Annotated in this window: 12 protein-coding genes; 5 read left to right on the top strand and 7 right to left on the bottom strand. The window is 62.3% G+C overall.

The features are described 5' to 3' along the window. The first annotated feature begins 121 nt into the window (after nt 1-121). Entirely contained in the window at nt 122-1,414 is a 1,293-nt protein-coding gene (locus Q390_RS0114525) for an MFS transporter (protein ID WP_156949916.1), read from the top strand. 14 nt (nt 1,415-1,428) lie between these two features. Here the strand turns inward: Q390_RS0114525 and Q390_RS0114520 are convergent, their stop codons facing one another. The 5 genes from Q390_RS0114520 to ubiU form a co-directional block, all read right to left on the bottom strand. Continuing rightward, nucleotides 1,429-2,013 (bottom strand): UbiX family flavin prenyltransferase, encoded by a 585-nt coding sequence (locus tag Q390_RS0114520; RefSeq protein ID WP_027996715.1) that lies wholly within the window; start codon nt 2,011-2,013, stop codon nt 1,429-1,431. Then, nucleotides 2,010-2,414: a putative zinc-binding protein gene (locus Q390_RS0114515; RefSeq protein ID WP_027996714.1), complete on the bottom strand. Its 405-nt coding sequence runs from the start codon at nt 2,412-2,414 to the stop codon at nt 2,010-2,012. The genes Q390_RS0114520 and Q390_RS0114515 overlap by 4 nt, the downstream gene beginning before the upstream one ends. Further along, nucleotides 2,411-2,950, bottom strand: a complete 540-nt coding sequence (gene ubiT, locus Q390_RS18645; RefSeq protein WP_051603272.1) for a ubiquinone anaerobic biosynthesis accessory factor UbiT — start codon at nt 2,948-2,950, stop codon at nt 2,411-2,413. The genes Q390_RS0114515 and ubiT overlap by 4 nt, the downstream gene beginning before the upstream one ends. A 141-nt stretch (nt 2,951-3,091) precedes the next feature. Further along, nucleotides 3,092-4,000: a ubiquinone anaerobic biosynthesis protein UbiV gene (gene ubiV / locus Q390_RS0114505; RefSeq protein WP_027996713.1), complete on the bottom strand. Its 909-nt coding sequence runs from the start codon at nt 3,998-4,000 to the stop codon at nt 3,092-3,094. 14 nt (nt 4,001-4,014) lie between these two features. Next, the gene (gene ubiU / locus Q390_RS0114500; protein ID WP_027996712.1) at nt 4,015-5,079 is read right to left on the bottom strand and encodes a ubiquinone anaerobic biosynthesis protein UbiU; all 1,065 of its coding nucleotides are present in this window, start codon (nt 5,077-5,079) and stop codon (nt 4,015-4,017) included. A gap of 180 nt (nt 5,080-5,259) precedes the next feature. Here ubiU and Q390_RS0114495 point away from each other — a divergent pair, with 180 nt between their 5' ends. The 3 genes from Q390_RS0114495 to Q390_RS0114485 are packed head-to-tail and all read left to right on the top strand — an operon-like array spanning nt 5,260 to nt 7,143. Further along, a complete protein-coding gene (locus Q390_RS0114495; protein WP_027996711.1) occupies nt 5,260-6,483 on the top strand; it encodes an MFS transporter in 1,224 nt (407 codons plus the stop codon). Continuing rightward, nucleotides 6,476-6,772 carry a toxin-antitoxin system TumE family protein gene (locus tag Q390_RS0114490; protein WP_027996710.1) on the top strand — a complete coding sequence of 99 codons (297 nt, stop codon included), beginning with the start codon at nt 6,476-6,478 and terminating at the stop codon, nt 6,770-6,772. Before Q390_RS0114495 ends, Q390_RS0114490 begins: the two co-directional genes overlap by 8 nt. After that, nucleotides 6,769-7,143 (top strand): HVO_A0114 family putative DNA-binding protein, encoded by a 375-nt coding sequence (locus tag Q390_RS0114485; RefSeq protein ID WP_027996709.1) that lies wholly within the window; start codon nt 6,769-6,771, stop codon nt 7,141-7,143. The genes Q390_RS0114490 and Q390_RS0114485 overlap by 4 nt, the downstream gene beginning before the upstream one ends. Before the next feature lie 4 nt (nt 7,144-7,147). On the opposite strand, the gene Q390_RS0114480 is transcribed toward Q390_RS0114485, so the two are convergent. Further along, on the bottom strand, nt 7,148-7,489 hold the full coding sequence (locus Q390_RS0114480; RefSeq protein ID WP_027996708.1) for a hypothetical protein: 342 nt from the start codon (nt 7,487-7,489) through the stop codon (nt 7,148-7,150). Nucleotides 7,490-7,794: 305 nt separating this feature from the next. Then, a complete protein-coding gene (locus tag Q390_RS20560) occupies nt 7,795-15,966 on the bottom strand; it encodes a VCBS domain-containing protein (RefSeq protein WP_027996707.1) in 8,172 nt (2,723 codons plus the stop codon). 76 nt (nt 15,967-16,042) lie between these two features. Between Q390_RS20560 and Q390_RS0114470 the strand changes: the two genes are divergently transcribed. Next, on the top strand, nt 16,043-16,320 hold a 278-nt coding region (locus Q390_RS0114470; protein WP_027994889.1), incomplete at its 3' end, for an IS3 family transposase.

Raw genomic sequence — 16,320 nt, 5'->3', positions numbered from 1 at the left:
TCGGGTTACGCTGCGCTAACCCGACCTACCAAAATGGCCATGGCATCGACTCCGTGCGCAAGCGTTAGGCTTGACCGTCTTGCGACAGCGCCTCGGGGCGCGAATGGATTGGGTGAGTGGAATGACTGAGCGTTTGAATACCGACACCTCTTTCGGCCCCTTGGTGTGGCGGCTGTCCACTTTGCTGCTGGGCGTGGGCTTGCTGGTGGTGGGGGTCGGGCTGCTGTTTTCGGTACTGGGGCTGCGGGCGGGGTTGGCAGATTTTTCTAGCATCGCGCTGGGCTTGGTCACGTCGGCTTATTTTGTTGGCTTTGTCGTCGGCACCTTTGCCTGTCCGGTGGTGATTCGCAAATTTGGCCACATCCGCGCCTTTGCCGCCATGGCGTCGCTGGCATCGACCATGCCTATCCTGCACGCCTTTTGGATTGACCCGTGGTTTTGGGGCCTGCTGCGGCTGATTACGGGCGTGTGCATGGTCGGGCTGTATATCGTGGTCGAGAGTTGGCTCAACGCGCTGGCCCCCAACGCGCTGCGCGGGCGGCTGTTTGCCGTGTACATGGCGATTAACTTTGTCGCACTGGCGCTGGGCCAGTGGCTGATTTTGGTCGGCGACCGGCTGGGCTTTGTGCCGTTTGCCATGGTGTCGGTGATGTTCTCGTTCGCCCTGCTGCCCATCACCATGACCCAGATTGACGAGCCGGAGCCCGTCGAAGCGCCCAAGTTCAGCCTGCGCAATTTGTACGAAGCCTCGCCGATGGGCATGGCCGCTGCGGTGGCCTCGGGGCTGATGACCGGGGCGTTTTACGGCATGAGCGCGGTGTTCGGCAAATCGTCGGGCTTCTCGGATGCGGATATCGCCAGCTTTATGGCGGCGACGATTTTGGGCGGGGCGCTGTTCCAGTGGCCGGTGGGCAATTTCTCGGACACCCATGACCGGCGCGTGGTGCTGATGTGGGTGTGCATTTTGGGCGCGGGCGCTACCAGTGGCAGCTACTTTTTGGCCGGACATTCGGTGGCGGCGATGATTCCGCTGGCGCTGCTGTGCGGCGGGATGTTGTTCTCGATTTACGGCCTGTGCGTGGCGCACGTCAACGATGTGATTGACTCGTCGCGGCTGGTCGAATTTACCGGCGGACTGCTGTTGCTGCACGGTGTCGGTGCGGCGATTGGCCCGATTTTGGCCGGCGTGCTGATGGACGTGGCCGGGCCGTCCAGCCTGATGCTGTTCTATACCGCCGTGATGGCATCGCTGGCGCTGTATGTGTTCAAGCGCCTGAAGGTCGCTGCGCCGGTGCCGACCGAGCACAAGGCCGACTTTGTGGTGATGGGTGGTGGCTCGCAAGCGGTGCTGCACATGGACCCGCGCAGTGAGGCGGAGGACAGTGCCGACAGCGACAGCCCCGCGCGCCCGTAGCAGCGCCGCGCGCGTCATGGCGCCAGCGCCAGCCCTTCCCAGCGCGGTGCCAAGTCGTGCGGCACGTCCAGCAAATCGAGCGCGCGCGCCACGCTGTAATCAACGATGTCGCCGACGCTTTGCGGCCGCAAATAAAACGCCGGCAGCGGCGGGCAGACGATGGCACCCATTTCAGTGACGGCTACCATGTTGCGCAGGTGCGTCAGGTGTAGTGGCGACTCACGCACCAGCATCACCAAGCGGCGGCGCTCTTTCAGCACCACGTCGGCAGCGCGGGTGAGCAGGTTGTCGGACAGGCCATGCGCCACCGCCGCCAGCGTGCGCATCGAGCACGGCGCAATCACCATGCCAGCGCACTGAAACGAACCGCTGGCAATCGCCGCGCCGACGTTGCGCACGTCATGCACTTGGTGCGCCAGTGCTTCGACGTCGGCGCGCTGCATATCCAACTCGTGCGCTAGGTTGCGCCAACCAGCATCGGACACCACCAAGTGCGACTCGATGCCGGGCATCGGCTGCAACACCTGCAGCAGGCGCGCGCCATAGACCGCACCGCTGGCACCCGAGATGGCGACGATGATGCGGCGCGGCACCGTCATGCGACGCGCTCTAACGCTTGGGGCACTACCAGCGGCGTGTCGTGCAGGTCTTGCACCACGCGGTCGAGCACGGCTTGCGCCTGCGCCGGGTCAAAGTCTTCGTGCTGGCGTTTTTTGACACCGTATTGCTGCAACTGGTAATGCCGCGCCGCCGCGATGCCGTGGCGCGCCAAGCTGCTTTGCACGCAGACCAGCGGGCAGCCGTCCAGCGCAATGATGGGCCGACCGGAACGCGCGGTTTTGACCAAGCTGGGCACGTCACCGCCAACACCGGCAATGCACGACATTTCGGCCACGCCGTCGCGGTCGAGGCGCACGGCGACGTGGTTGGCCAACTGCGCCGCGCTAGAGCAGCCCGAGCAGGAATACACCAGCGGACGCGGGTCGGACGTGGTACTCATGGCCGGGCACCGGGAAAGCCGCCGGGGCGCAGCGCGGCCAATCGGGCCAGCACTTGGCGCGGTGCCCACTGCTGCAAATCGAGCACTGGCAGTTCCAGCGCGTCCAGCGTGTTTTTGACCACCAAGCCAAGCTCGGTGTCGCCTTCCATCGACAGGCGGCGGTTGAAGAACAGCGTGTCCGGGTCTTCTTGGCGCTGCGCCAAACGCAGAAAATCGTGCGCGGAGGCAGATATACACAGGTCAATTTCGGCATGGCGCGCACGCGGGGCGAAAGCACCGCCGGTCCAAGTGAAGTCGAAAGTGACGCGCGCATCGGTGACGCGGATGCGCAGGCGCTTGTTCAGCAGCAGCGCGCCAACGTCCGACGGCAACTGGCGCGCAATGCTGACGTTCAGCGCCGTGGTCAGCAGGGCCGAACCCGGAAAGGCCGGCAGGCGCGACAGCAGCGCCGCCACCGGTGCGGGCACCGTGGTCGGGAACAGCGGGACCGAGGCGGTAGATGCGTGAGAAGAAACAGTGGAGACGGGTGAGTGCATGAGGAATCCTTGTAGACGGTAGAGCCTCACAGGCGGCGACAGGGCGCGGCACCTCGATACTCCTGATTTAATAGCTTCTAGCGCTTATCCTGTAAGCGCTAGCGGTCGATTTGGCTTAATAAACAAACCGTGGCGTGCTATTTAAGCCACGGCAGCGGCGGCCACCGGCACCCAGTCTAGTCCTGGCTGGCCATGCCAGTAACCGTTACAACCCTGCTCGGGCATCAACGGTTCTAGCTGCGCTTGTGCGGCGCTCGGTGCCAACGCGCCCCGGCGCACCGCGTCGAACAGCGCGACGATGTCGCCGGTGTGCTCGGCTTGCGGACTGATGCGCAGCACTTCGACGCCCATCGCCTGCATTTCTGGCAGCGACTCCATCAGGTTGTACACCCGCGCCGACTGGGTTTGCGTGCCGTTGAGCACCAAAAAATGCTCGCTTTCGCGCGTGTTCAGCAGCAGACCATCGGGGTGGGCAATGCAGCTGAACTGGCAGTCGTCTTTGGGCAGATTGCGGTGGCGCGCGGTAAAGCAGCGCGCCGAGTACGCCAGCGGCATCCGGCCATAGGCAAACACTTCGGTTTCCAACCCGGCGGGGCGACCGGCTTGCAGCACGGCCAAGTCAGCGCGCTTCATTTCCAGCGGCATCACCCAGCGGCTAGCACCCAAACTGGCCATCCACGTCAGCGACGGCTGGTTGTACAGGTTGAGCTGCGGGCCGGCGACAAACGGTTTTTTGCCGCTCAGGCGCTGCACTGCGCCCATGTCGTTGGCTTCGACCGGGTAATCGTTCTGGCCAGCAATTTTGTGCATGGTGCCGCCTTCAGCGGTCGATTCGAGCAGCACTTGCGTCGATAGCAGCACTTCTTTGCCCGCAGCGCGCAGGCGGGCGGCAATCTCCAGCCAGTCGGCCAAACGCATTTCGTGGCGGCGTGAGCAGACGGTTTCGCCCAGATAGACGATGTCCACCGGCATCTGCGCCACGGACTCGTAAAAGGCGATGGTGGTATCGCGCGGCCAGTAGTACAGCAGCGGGCCGAGGGCGAGTTTCAAGGAAGGTTTCATTGTCATTTCCAAGGGCGGTGGTAAGCGCCCAGCGTGTGTTGCTGGCCTTCGGCAACTTGGTCGAGGCTGGCCATCCACGCCGGTTTGGCGGCGTAGCGGTGCGGGTTGGCGATGCTGTGGTCAATGGCTTCGCGCAGCACCTTGGTGACCTGCGCCACATAGGCCGGACTGCGCTGGCGGCCTTCGACCTTCAGCGCACGCACGCCCATCTTCATCAGCTGCGGTAGCAACTCCAGCGTGTTCAGGCTGGTTGGCTCTTCAATCGCGTAGTAGTTTTCGTCGTCACCGACGTCAAAACGGCCTTTGCACAGCGTCGGGTAGCCAGCGTTTTCACCGGGGGCGTAGCGGTCAATCAGCACGCCGTTCAGGCGCGACTCGCGGCCCTGCGGGGTTTCGACCCAGCGCACCGCTTTGGGCGGCGAACACACGCCGTGGGTGTTGGGCGACTCGCCGGTCACATACGACGACAGCGCGCAGCGGCCTTCGACCATCACGCACAGGCTGCCAAAGCCGAAGACTTCAATCTCGACCGGTGTGCGCTCAATCACGCGCTGCACTTGCTCTAGCGACAGCACGCGCGGCAGCACCGCACGGACGATGCCGAACTGCTCGCGGTAGAAGTTGATGGCGTCGTAGTTGGTGGCAGAGCCTTGCACCGACAAGTGCAGGCGCAGCTTGGGGTGCTTTTGCACCGCGTACTGCATCAGGCCGGGGTCGGCCAGGATGACGGCATCGACGCCCAAATCGGCGGCCTTGTCGAGCGCGCTGCGCCACAGCTCAGGGTTACTGGCTTGCGGGTAGGTGTTGAGCGCCATGAACACCTTGGCACCTTTGTCGTGGGCGTAGCGGATGCCATTGGCAATCGCCGCCTCGTCAAAGTTCAGGCCGGCAAAGTTGCGCGCGTTGGTGGCGTCGCGCAGGCCGAGGTAAACGCAGTCAGCGCCGTGGTCTACCGCCGCCTTGAGCGCTGGCAGGCTGCCCGCGGGGCAGACCAGTTCAAACGGTTTGGATTCAACGGACTGGGCAGGGGCATCGGCCAGAGCAGCCGCGCGGTCGGGAGAGGTCATGTCTTGCATACACTTAGGTGTTAAACGTGGGCGCGAGCAGCGCACCTTTACACAGCCCCGAGACCATACGCACAACCACCCCGCGCGCCATGATGTGTGTCAAGTGGCGAGCAAACGCTTGATGCTTTTACTGGGCCATTCACCCGCTCGGCGGCACACTTTTCTTTTCTCCTGCTTGTTATGAACAAAAACCTGTGGCTGCTGGCGCTGTGCCAAGGCCTTTTTCTGACCAACAACGTGGTGTTTATCGCCATCAACGGCCTGGTCGGCCTGCAATTGGCACCCTATGGCTGGATAGCGACACTGCCGGTGATGGGCTACGTGGTCGGCGGCGCACTGGCGACGCCGCTGGTAGCGCGCGCACAAAGGCGCTGGGGGCGGCAGGTGTCGTTTCAAATTGGGCTGGCGGTGGCGCTGGGCTCGGCGCTGCTGTGCGCGCAGGCGGCGTTCACGGGCAATTTTTGGCTGCTGTGCACTGCTACGTTGGTGGCGGGCTACTACAGCGCCAACGGCCAGTTGTACCGTTTTGCTGCCGCTGAATTAACCGCCGTGGCGTTCCGTGACCGGGCGGTGTCACTGGTGCTGGCCGGCGGTTTGCTGGGCGCCATCGCCGGGCCGAATCTGGCGCAACACGCACGCAACCTGTTCAGCGTGCCGTTTGTTGGCGCTTATCTGGCACTGGTCGGCGTGGCGCTGTTGTCAATGGCCTTGATGGCGCTGATTCGCTTTGAGCCACTGCCGTCAGCCGCCGCACGTGCAGCCAGCGCAGCAGCGGCACCGGGGCGCTCATTGGGCCAGTTGCTGCGCCAGCCCAAATTTGCCGTCGCCGTCATGGGCGCAGCGCTGGGTTATGGCGTGATGAACCTGCTGATGGCCGCCACGCCGCTGGCGATGCAAGTCTGCGGTTTTGAGTTCAGCGATGCCGCCGTGGTGTTGCAGTGGCACGTCATCGGTATGTTTGCGCCAGGCTTTTTCACCGGTCACCTCATCCATCGCTTTGGCGTGCTGCCCATCATGGGCGTCGGCGTGTTGCTCAATTTGGCCTGCGTGCTGGTGGCGTTGTCAGGGCAAGACCTGCACCAGTTCACCATTGCACTGGCGCTGCTGGGTGTCGGCTGGAATTTCTTGTTCACCGGCAGCACCACGCTGGCGATGCAGGCCTATCGCCCCGAAGAAAAAGACCGCGCCCAAGCCAGCATCAACTTCTTTGTGTTCGCCACCATGGCCATCACCTCGTTTGCCTCCGGCGCGCTGGTGACTACCAAGGGCTGGGAGCTGCTGAACTACGGCTCGCTGGTGCCGATCAGCCTGACCGGGCTGGGGCTGATCTGGCTGGCTTGGCACCAGCGCCGCATAACAGCAAGCGCAGGGCCTATCAGCCGTGATAACATAAATCATGGCTGATGCTAAAATCCATGATGAATCGCACAAAATTGCTGACAAGCGAGGCAACGGAACACTGAGGCGAGAAGTCTGGGCCGACGGCAAGGGCAAGGTGACGCGCTACAACCTTGCCTACATCAACCACAACCTCCATGCAGCAGACAACGGACGTGTCGTTGGCTATGACAACGCCCATGGCTATCACCATCGGCACTACTTTGGCGTTGTCGAACCTATCGCGTTTGTCAGTTTTGACGATGTGGAGGAACGCTTTGAACGCGACTGGATCGCATTGAAGGACTGCAAATGACCAAGCTCACTATCCAAACCGGCACAGAAGACGCCTTCTTCAAGCGCGGACGCCAATTGGCCAAAGCCATCGACAGTGGAAAAACCTTGGCCCCAGAACGCATCATCAGCTTTGAAGACCCTTACGACTTGATGAAGCTGATCACCGCCACCCGCTTAACGCTGTTTCGTGCTGTCAAGGAAACGCCCGGATCCATCACAGACATTGCCATACGACTGCAGCGCGACCGCAGTGCGGTGAAACGCGACCTTGATGAGTTAGAGCGCGCCGGGCTGGTCACCATCATCGAAAAAATACTGCCCGGCCACGGGCGCATGAAAGAAGTGCGGGCGACAGCCAAACGCTTCAAGCTGATGGCGCAAGTGGCCTAAACCACTACAGCGGCCTATCAGGCCGGTCCAGGCCTTCCATCGGGTAGGCATCGGCCACGTAAGCTGGGCCTTTCATGATGGTGACGATGACGGCGCCAATGCCCACCGTCAGCACCGCCGTCCAGTGCAATATCAGCACACCAATGGCGTAAATATCCACGGTGGTGATCAGCGAGCCCACTTCATAGTCCGGCGCGCCGGCCCACCACAGCCGCGCCGCCAGCGACGGTAGGCACAGCAGCAAAGTGCCGATAGCCAAGATACGCGGCAGCCGGCGCAGCACTTGCCGCTCTTGGCCGGCGGGGGTCTTTTGAAAGCCGGGTAAGCGGTTGAATAGTTCGGCCATGGGAAGCTCCTTGTGCGGTTTTAAGAGGGCGGCGCGTTCGGGCCAAGCCAGCTGCAACTCTGCCAGAGAGTGAGGTTTGATGCTGGCCCTGCTTGCTTTTGGGCGTGCCAGCACTTCGGTAGCGGCCTGCCATACCGCAGCACGCTGACTGCCATTTTGCCCAATAACATCCGCTTGCCCGCCGCTGCATACCTTCAAAAAAATCATAGCTGCTAGCGCACGTATTCACTGGCTTATAGGCCGATTCAACATAAAAAACCCCAGCCACCAAGGGTGGCTGGGGTTTTGCGGGGATCGTTGCAGAATTAGATAAAGAAATCCCAGTCTTTAGGTGCCAGGTACTGCCCCGTCAGCTCGGCCGAGTGCATAAACTGCTGCGCCACGTGCACCAAATCTTGGCCATTTTGGTCGATTTGCTCAATCCACCAGGCCTTGCCGGCAGCCTCGGAGGGGCGCGCCAAGATGGTGTTGTAAAAATACTCGACCTTGTCAGCGGTGTTGAGCGTGTTGAAGTCTTGGCCAGTGTTGGCGATGCGCTCCTTCGAGAGAATAAAACCCATCAGCACTTGGCCCTCACCCACGCCGCTGTCGGCTTGCTGTGCCCACCACTGAAAACCGCCCAAGTCGGCTTGGCGTCCCAGCACTTGCTGGTACAGCGTGGCCAGCCACGACAGGGACTCAGTCTTGCTGCCAATCTCCATAGTTTGGTCGGCAAACTGGATGTGCTCAACGTTGACCAGCGTGTCTGTTCCTTCGCTGCCCGACAAAGCCCGCACCGTGAACACGCCAAACTTTTGTGTCACGTCGTATTGGCTGCGCTGGCCGGTGAATACCGCTGTGTCCACGTCCTTGCCGCCGTACAGCGTGTCGTTGCCGTCGCCGCCGTGCAGGCTGTCGTTGTCGTTGCCACCACTCAAGGTGTCGTTGCCAGCGTCGCCGTACAGCTGGTCGCTGCCGCCCTTGGAGCCGATGTAGTCATTGCCACCGCCGCCGTGCAGCACATCGTCTTCAGCGCCCAAGATGATGGTCTGCGCGCTGGAGTCACCAATCACAAAGTTGCGCCCAGAGCCACCAATCACAGTGCATTGGCCAATGACGATGGCAAATTCCACATTGTCAAGTTGCAGCACGGTATTGGCCGGCAGTTGGCGCACGTCAATCACCAGCGCCTCGCCGCGATGCGGGTGCAAAGCACTGGCCTCGCCGGTGCCCAAAGCGCCGCTGATAACAATGGGTTGCGCCAGCGTACCGGCGACCACTGCGTCTGGGGCTGCTTTGAGCGTGAGCGTGCGCAGCGCTATCTGCGCCGGGTCGACGACAGTGGGCAGGTACTGATCGATACCGTCTTGAATAATTTGGCTCAGTGCCGCCCCTTCGCCTAGGCGCGCTTGGCTAGTACCCACCAGCATCTGGCGCAGCGTGAGGCTGTCGGCGCTAATGGCTTCGGACTCGATACCCACGCCCACAGGCAGACCCACCGAGATAAGCGCCGCGCCACTGCTGTCTTTGGCCAGTGCGATATCGGCCAATCCAGCATTGGGGGTAGCACCATCTTCGGCGCGGTTGCTTGGCACGGGAGCGACGACCAAGGTGGTCACTGCTTGACCTTCCGAGTTGGTGGTAACACTGGTCGTCACTGTGGTGCCATCGACTTGGTTGGAATCTGACGGGCCTGATGGATCTGATGGGCCTGACGTATCTGGCGTAGAAGCCACAGTGAGCTGATAGGTAGAAGTCGCCGACTGCATGCCGTCAGACACGCTGATACCGATGCTGGCAGCGCCTGCGGCTGAAGCGGTAAATTTAGCGCCCACCAACGCGGTATTGATAGCGCTGGCCGTGCCGGTCAGCTGGATACCGGCCGTATTGGCATCGGCATCGGTCAGGCCGCTGATGCTGCCATTGGTAGCTTTTAGCGTCACCGTCAGCGAGTGATTCACGTCCCTGTCGGCGACGGTGAAGTCTGCCAAATCAGCAGCGGTGCCGGCGGTGACCGCTTGCGCGCTCCCCGGCACCCCACTCAGCGTGGGCGCGTAGTTGAATGCGCCAGTACCACTGCCGGTGGACAAGATGATGACCCCTTCCGGCACGTTCAGCAGGTTGACCACGCCGGTGCCATCGTTGTCGATGGTGATGGTTTGGGGTGCAACCAAATGGCTCAGGTCCAGATTGACCGGCTGGGTGCCCGTGGTGTTCAAAATGGCGTCCGCTTTGAGCTGCATGACCGTGACGGTGCCGGTGCCGTTGTTGGCCACCGAGAAGTTACCGTCGGGGTTGGTCACGGTGGTGGGCCCAGAGCCGCTGGTTTTGAGGATGGCACCCGCATTCAGACCATCGACCGACACCGTGCCAGTACCGTTGTTGACCACAGTGAGATCGTCATCGGGGTTAAGCACGCTGATGGGGCCGGTGCTGTTGCTGCTCAGCACGGCATCGTCGTTCAGACCCGCAATGGTGACGGTGCCCGTACCCGTGTTGGCCACCGTCAGATTGCCCTCTGGATCACTGATCTGGGTGGGGCCGGTGCCGCTGGCATTCAGGCTGGCATTGGGGTTGAGGCCGCTCACGGTGACGGTGACGGTGCCGCTGTTGGCCACGCTCAGGTTGCCGTCGGGGTTGGTCAGCGCGGTCGGGCCCGTGCCCGAAGCCGTCAGCACCGCACCGGTATTGAGGCCATCGACGGTGACGGTGCCCGCGCCGGTATTGGCCACCGTCAGGCTGCCTTCTGGGTCGCTGACTTTAGTGGGGCCAGTGCCGCTGGTATTCAGGCCGGCACCGGGGTTGAGACCCGCTACCGTGACGGTGCCGGTGCCGCTGTTGGCCACGCTCAGGTTGCCGTCGGGGTTGGTCAGCGCTGTCGGGCCAGTGCCCGAGGCGGTCAGCACCGCGCCGGTATTGAGGCCATCGACTGTCACCGTGCCGGTGCCGGTATTGACCACCGCCAGGCTGCCTTCTGGGTCGCTGACTTGAGTGGGGCCGGTGCCGCTGGTGTTCAGGTTGGCACCGGGGTTGAGGCCGCTCACCGTGACGGTGCCGGTGCCGCTGTTGGCCACGCTCAGGTTGCCATCGGGGTTAGTCACGCTGGTGGGGCCGGTGCCGGTGCTGGTCAGCGTGGCATCCACATTCAGGCTATCCACTGTCACGGTGCCGGCGCCGGTATTGGCCACCGTCAGGCTGCCTTCTGGGTTGCTGACCTGGGTGGGGCCGGTGCCGCTGGTGCTCAGGCTGGCATCGGGGTTGAGGCCGCTGACAGTCACAGTGCCCGTGCCACTGTTGACCACGCTCAGGTTGCCATCGGGATTGGTCAGCGCGGTCGGGCCCGTGCCCGAGGCCGCCAACGCCGCACCGGTATTGAGGCCATCCACCGTCACCGTGCCGGTGCCGCTGTTGGCCACGGTCAGGCTGCCTGTTGGATCGCTGATTTGGGTCGGGCCGGTGCCGCTGGCATTCAGGCTGGCATTGGCAATCAGCCCGCTCACGGTGGTGGTGCCTGAGCCATTGTTGGCCACGCTCAAATTGCCCGCTGGGTTGGTCACCGTGGTCGCGCCACTGCCGGTGATGTTGAGCTGTGCGTTATCTACCGGAGCCGTAATCGTCACCGGCGCTGTGCCGCCGCTTTCAATCGGGTCGCTGGGGCCGGTGTCATCGGTCACGCTGACGGTCAGCGCCTGCTCGTCGCTCAACCCACCAGCGTCGGTGACCTTCACAGTGACCAAGTAGCTGTTGTTGTTGTCCGAATCAGTGGGCAATTCAAAGTTGGGGCTGTTTTTAAAGGTCAGCGCGCCGGTGCTGGCATCGATGCGGAACAAGTTGGCATCAAGACCGCCGCTGATGCTGAAGGTTTGGGTATCGCCCGCGTCCACATCCGTAGCAGTGACGGTGGTGACTGGGGCGGTGCCGTTTTCTTGGTAGTTGATGGCAGCCGTTTCGCCGCCACTGTTGCTGCTGATCACCGGGGCATCGTTCACCGCCGTGATGTTGACGTTGGCCGTGCCCAAAGCCGAACCGCCCCCATTGAACGTAATCGTTGCAGCGGCCGTGCCGTTGGCGTCTTGTGCCCCGGTGTATTGCACGTTGCCGGCGGTGGTCAGCCAAGTGCTGATGTGGGCCAGGGTGCCCACCAGCGTCAGGGTGGCGGTGTCGGTGCCGGTCACCACCACGCTTTGGCCGCTTGCGCCGCTGAGCGTGCCGGCGCTGGCCACCAAGGTGATGGTGGCATCGCCCGAGAAATCAGGGTCCACCAAACTCAAGTCGCTGGGGATGACCAGCGCCATTTTTTGGTCTTCGTTGACCGCGAAGCTGGCCGGCAGGTTCTTCGCCTCCAGCGTGTCATCGGCACCGGTCAGGGTGATGGTCAACACGCCAACGTCTGTTTTGTTGGTGCTGTCCTTGACCGTGTAGTTGAACGCATCAGTGGCCGTGTCGCCCGCCTTGAGCGCCTGCACATTGGCCGCCGTCTGGTTGACGGTGTAGGTGTAGCTGCCATCGGCTTTCACTTTCAGCGTGCCGTAGATGCCGCTGAGGGTGTAGAACTCATCGGCACCCAGCACACCCGCTTCGCCCGAGCCTTCGCTGTTGCCCGTGCGCACCCCGGCCACGGCCTTGGTGTCACTGGTGTTCTCATCGGTGTCGTTGGTCAGCACATTGCCGGTGGCGTTGCTGCCGCCCGTGGCGCCACCAAGCCCATTGGCCACGCCGCCGGCTTCTGTGGCGGTGTTGGCATCGTTCACGGCCACGGGGGGGTAGGCACCCAGCGTGATGGGGGCAGTGGTGCCGCCTATCACCGTCTCAGCCGTGGTTTCGTTGTCGGTGTAGGTCACCTGGACCGACACATACTTGCCGCCATCGGCCAGGGTCAGCGTGTACGAGCTGCCGGTGGCACCCGTGATGGCTGTGGTCAGCGCGCCCTCGGTAGTGCCTCTGTACCACTGGTAAGTGGGGGTCACGCCGACGATGCCGTTGGCGTCGCTGAGCGAGGCCACCAGCACCTCGTCGGGCGTGGTGCTGCCCAACACGGCAACCACACCGGCCACGTTAAGGGCTGGCACCGTCAGTGCGTTGGATTCAGGTGCTTCGGCAAAGCCACCATCGTCGTTGTACAGCGCCTGCACCCGCACCTGTTTATTGGACTGGGCTTGGGTGATGACAAAGGTGCTGGCCGTCGCACCGCCAATGTCGGTCCAAGTGCTGCCCACCAACATCTGCCATTGGTACTGGACATTGGCCGGCACAAAGCCGTCCGCATCGGTCGGGGCGGTGGCGGTCAGCGTAGCGCCCAAAGTGGTGCTGCCACTGATGCTGACCGTGCCCAGCGTGTTGGCTGCGGCGGCGCCGCTGGTGGCATCGGCCAGGTTCAGCTTGAAGGTGGTGGAGCCCACCGCGTTTGAGGTATCGGTGCCATTGACCCGCAAGTTCAGGAAAGGCAAGCCCGCTGGGGGGTTGCCGCTGAAGATGTGGGTGGTGGGGTTAAACGTGAGCCAGAAGCCAGCACTGGCAGGCACAGCAGCCCATGAGCCGTCTGCTTTTTGGTACTCCGCGCTGTAGGTGACGGTTTGGCCTTCGGGGTCGGTGAATACGTTGCCAATGTCCAAACTCACCGCTTGGCCGGCACCCACCGTCCAATCTGCCACGTTGATGGCCACCGGCGCATCGTTGACCTCGGTCACTGCGATGCTGGTGGTGCCAACGTTGCTGGCGTTAGTGCCGTCGTTGACTTGCCAGCTCAGGGTGCGGCTGGCACCGGGGTTGTCGCTAGTGGAGGCAAAGGTGACGGCTTTGAGTGCGGCAGTCCACTGTGCGAGGGTGGCCGAGTTGCCGGATGAGCTGAGGGTGAGCACGCCATCGACATATACCCCGGCAATATTGCCCATGGTGCCAGGCACATTGGTCAGCGCCAGCGCATCACCAGCGACTTTTCCTGCACCGATAGTGACCGTGGCGCTGGCCAGCGTGGTGCTGTCCAAATCGGTCAAGGCCAGCGCCGGGTTCAGGGCTTTGTGGGCTGCGTTTTCGGTGTAATTGGCATCGCCCGCAATCGCCAGCACGGGCGCAGAACTGGCCGGGGCTTTGTTCAGGGTGATGGTGCGGGAGGCTTGCTCTAAGACGGTGCCGCCAGCAAAGCCGTCGCTGTATTCGACGATGTAGGCGAACGCGTCTGTCTCTTTGACATCGTTCCATTTGCCGGCCTCAGCTCCTGCGGCAAAAAACGCTGCATAGTTTTCGCGAAGCGCACCTTGCAGTGAATTGCTGGGTTCGTCGCTGTTCCAGTTGGTGTACTGCCCTGGAGCTGTAGCGCCGCCCGTATAAATAGGGGTGCCAGCCTCGGGCCCTGAAATCCACGTCCAAGTGCCTTCTGTTGCAGCATCATTCGCCCCAATCCACGAAGTGCTGGGCAATTTGCTCAGAATGAAAGCGTTTTCCTCTGCCGAGGTGATGGTGGCCAAGTAGCCTTTCAAGCCGTTGAAAGTTTTCGTTGCAGCTGCCGCATTGGCTGCATCCCAACTAGCGCCTGCAGTCACCACTTCATAGTAGTGCCCGTTCTGTGGGTTGTACGCCGACCCGCCCTTGATAGCGCTGACGGTCAGCGTCATGTTGGGATTGGTGGCCAAGTTGGCTTGCAGCTGCTGCAGCGCGGCATTGACTTGGCCCAAAGTGCCTTCAAACGCGATGCTGGTCCCACCGACGGTCAAGCTGGCAGCGTAACCTTGGGTAATGGCTGTTACGCCGGCGTCGCTGGCCAGTTTGACGGTGCCGCCCGTGGCTTCAACAACCACCCGCACGGTACCGCTGTAGCCATCCAGCACCGTTGTGTTGTCGCTGTAAACCGAAGTCCACTCGCTGGCCTTGGCCGTGGTGACGGTCGAGGCATCCATGTTGACGGCTGTTGTCTTGGTGCCCACGTCCACCGTCAGGGTTTGCGCGTCGCTGTACGTGGTGCCGTCGTTGACTTTGAAGGTGATGGCGGCTGGACTGGTGCCGGGCGTGAACTTCAAATAGCCCAAGTCGATATTTTCTTTGGTGATTAGCAGGGCTCCCGTGACGGCGTTCCAACTGCTCCCATCGGTTGAGTACGTCAAACTGCCGTTGACCCCCGAAGGAGGAGGCGACACGATTAAGACCAACGCCAGCGCATCACCATTGGCATCGCTGTAGGAGCCAAAGTCATTGATGGTGAGCGTGACAGCGGCGCTGCCCGTGGTGACAAGGTGGTCGTCGGTGGTGGTGGGCGCCAGGTTGCCTGGGGTGGGGTTGGCAGCCGAAGCAGGTGCGTTGAGCGTGACGGTGAAGGTGTCTGCCACCGTACCGCCGTTGCCATCCGAGGCCGTGACCTTGATGTTCAGCGGCAGGCCTGCGGTGGTGATGGTGGTGGGTTTGCCGCTCAGGGTGCGCGAGGCTTCGTTAAAAATCAGCCAGTTGGAGGGCTTGTTCGCATCACCAGCTGTGACGCCAGTGATGGTGTCCAGCACAGCGCCGCCGCTGTCCACCACCTGCACGGTGTACGTCAGGTCGGTACCCTCGGCATCGGCGAAGGTGTTGGCGGGTATCTGGTAGCTCCACGCGCCGCTGCCGTTGAACACTTGGTCGTCAATGGCAGCAGCCACCACGGGCAAATCGTTGGTGCCGGTGTAGGTGATGGTGAGCGCTTGGCTGGCGGTGGCACCGTTGGTGTCGGCCACGCTGAAGTCAAAGGTGTCGGTGGCGGTTTTGCCCTCGCCCAGCGCGTTGATGGCGGTGAAATTGCTGGGGGTGTAAGTCCACTCCTTGGTGCCGGTGTCGAGCGTCAGCGTGCCAAAGAAGCCGGCTTTGGTGACGGTGGTTGTCCCACTGCCACCGCGAATGCCCACCGAGGCCACGCCTTCCACATCGGTCACGGCGAGCGTGCCAGTGAGTGCGCCCGTTGCGGTGGCCACGCTGGTGTCAAGCGCAGCGGTTTCGGTCAGGCTGGCCGCAGTCACATCGCTGCTGATGGTCGGCAGGTCGTTGACCGAGGCCACGGTGGTGCCCAGTTTCACGATACCGGTGGACACGGCGGTGCCGGTGCTGGTATTAAGTTTTTGCGGCGTGGCGCCGCTGGTGAATGTGGTTTGGGTGTTGTCCAGCAGCTTTACATCCAATTCGCCGGGCATGCCAAACCAGTTTTCTGCCGGGGCAAAGCGCAGCTGGGTAGCCGAAGACAAAACAAGGCCATCAGCGGCGCTGACCGTGCCAATGTCATGCCACTCGTTGGCTGTGGTGCTGTACTGCCATTGGCCTGTTGCAAGCGCTGAACCATTGCCCACCACCACGATGCCGCTCATGCTGGCACCCGCGTCCACGTCGCTAAAGCGCGCGCCAAACAGGCTGGTGACCGTGGCGCCGGGGTTGGTGCCGGTGGTGGTGCCATTGCCTTGGTCTTCGTTGATGCCCGCCAAGGCCACTGGCGTGCTGGGCGACACCACCACGGGCGCATCGTTGACGGCGGCAATGTTGACCGACACCGCCGAACCATAGGGCGTTGTGCTGGTCTAATTTCCCTGGACACCTCGATAGGTGCAACCCACCTGGACGAGGAATATGAGCAAGAGAAAACGAAGGACATTCAACGCGGAGTTCAAGCTGCAGGTCGTGCAGATGATTCGTGTGCAGGGCTTGAGCGTCGGCGATGTCTGCCGCGACATGAAGCTTGGCGAGACGGCCGTTCGGCGATGGCTAGCCCAGGCTGATGAAGAGGCTGCAGGTCGCCCCGGTATCGGCAAGCCGCTCAGCGCTGAGCAGCAACGCATCCGCCAGCTTGAAGCCGAGAACAAGCAACTGCGCGGCGACGTCGATATCTTAAAAAAAGCATCGGCCTT

It is taken from the genome of Simplicispira psychrophila DSM 11588 (assembly GCF_000688255.1).
Taxonomy (GTDB): domain Bacteria; phylum Pseudomonadota; class Gammaproteobacteria; order Burkholderiales; family Burkholderiaceae_C; genus Simplicispira; species Simplicispira psychrophila.
Note: the sequence above shows the minus strand (reverse complement) of the source record. Positions and strands in the feature narration are given on the sequence as shown.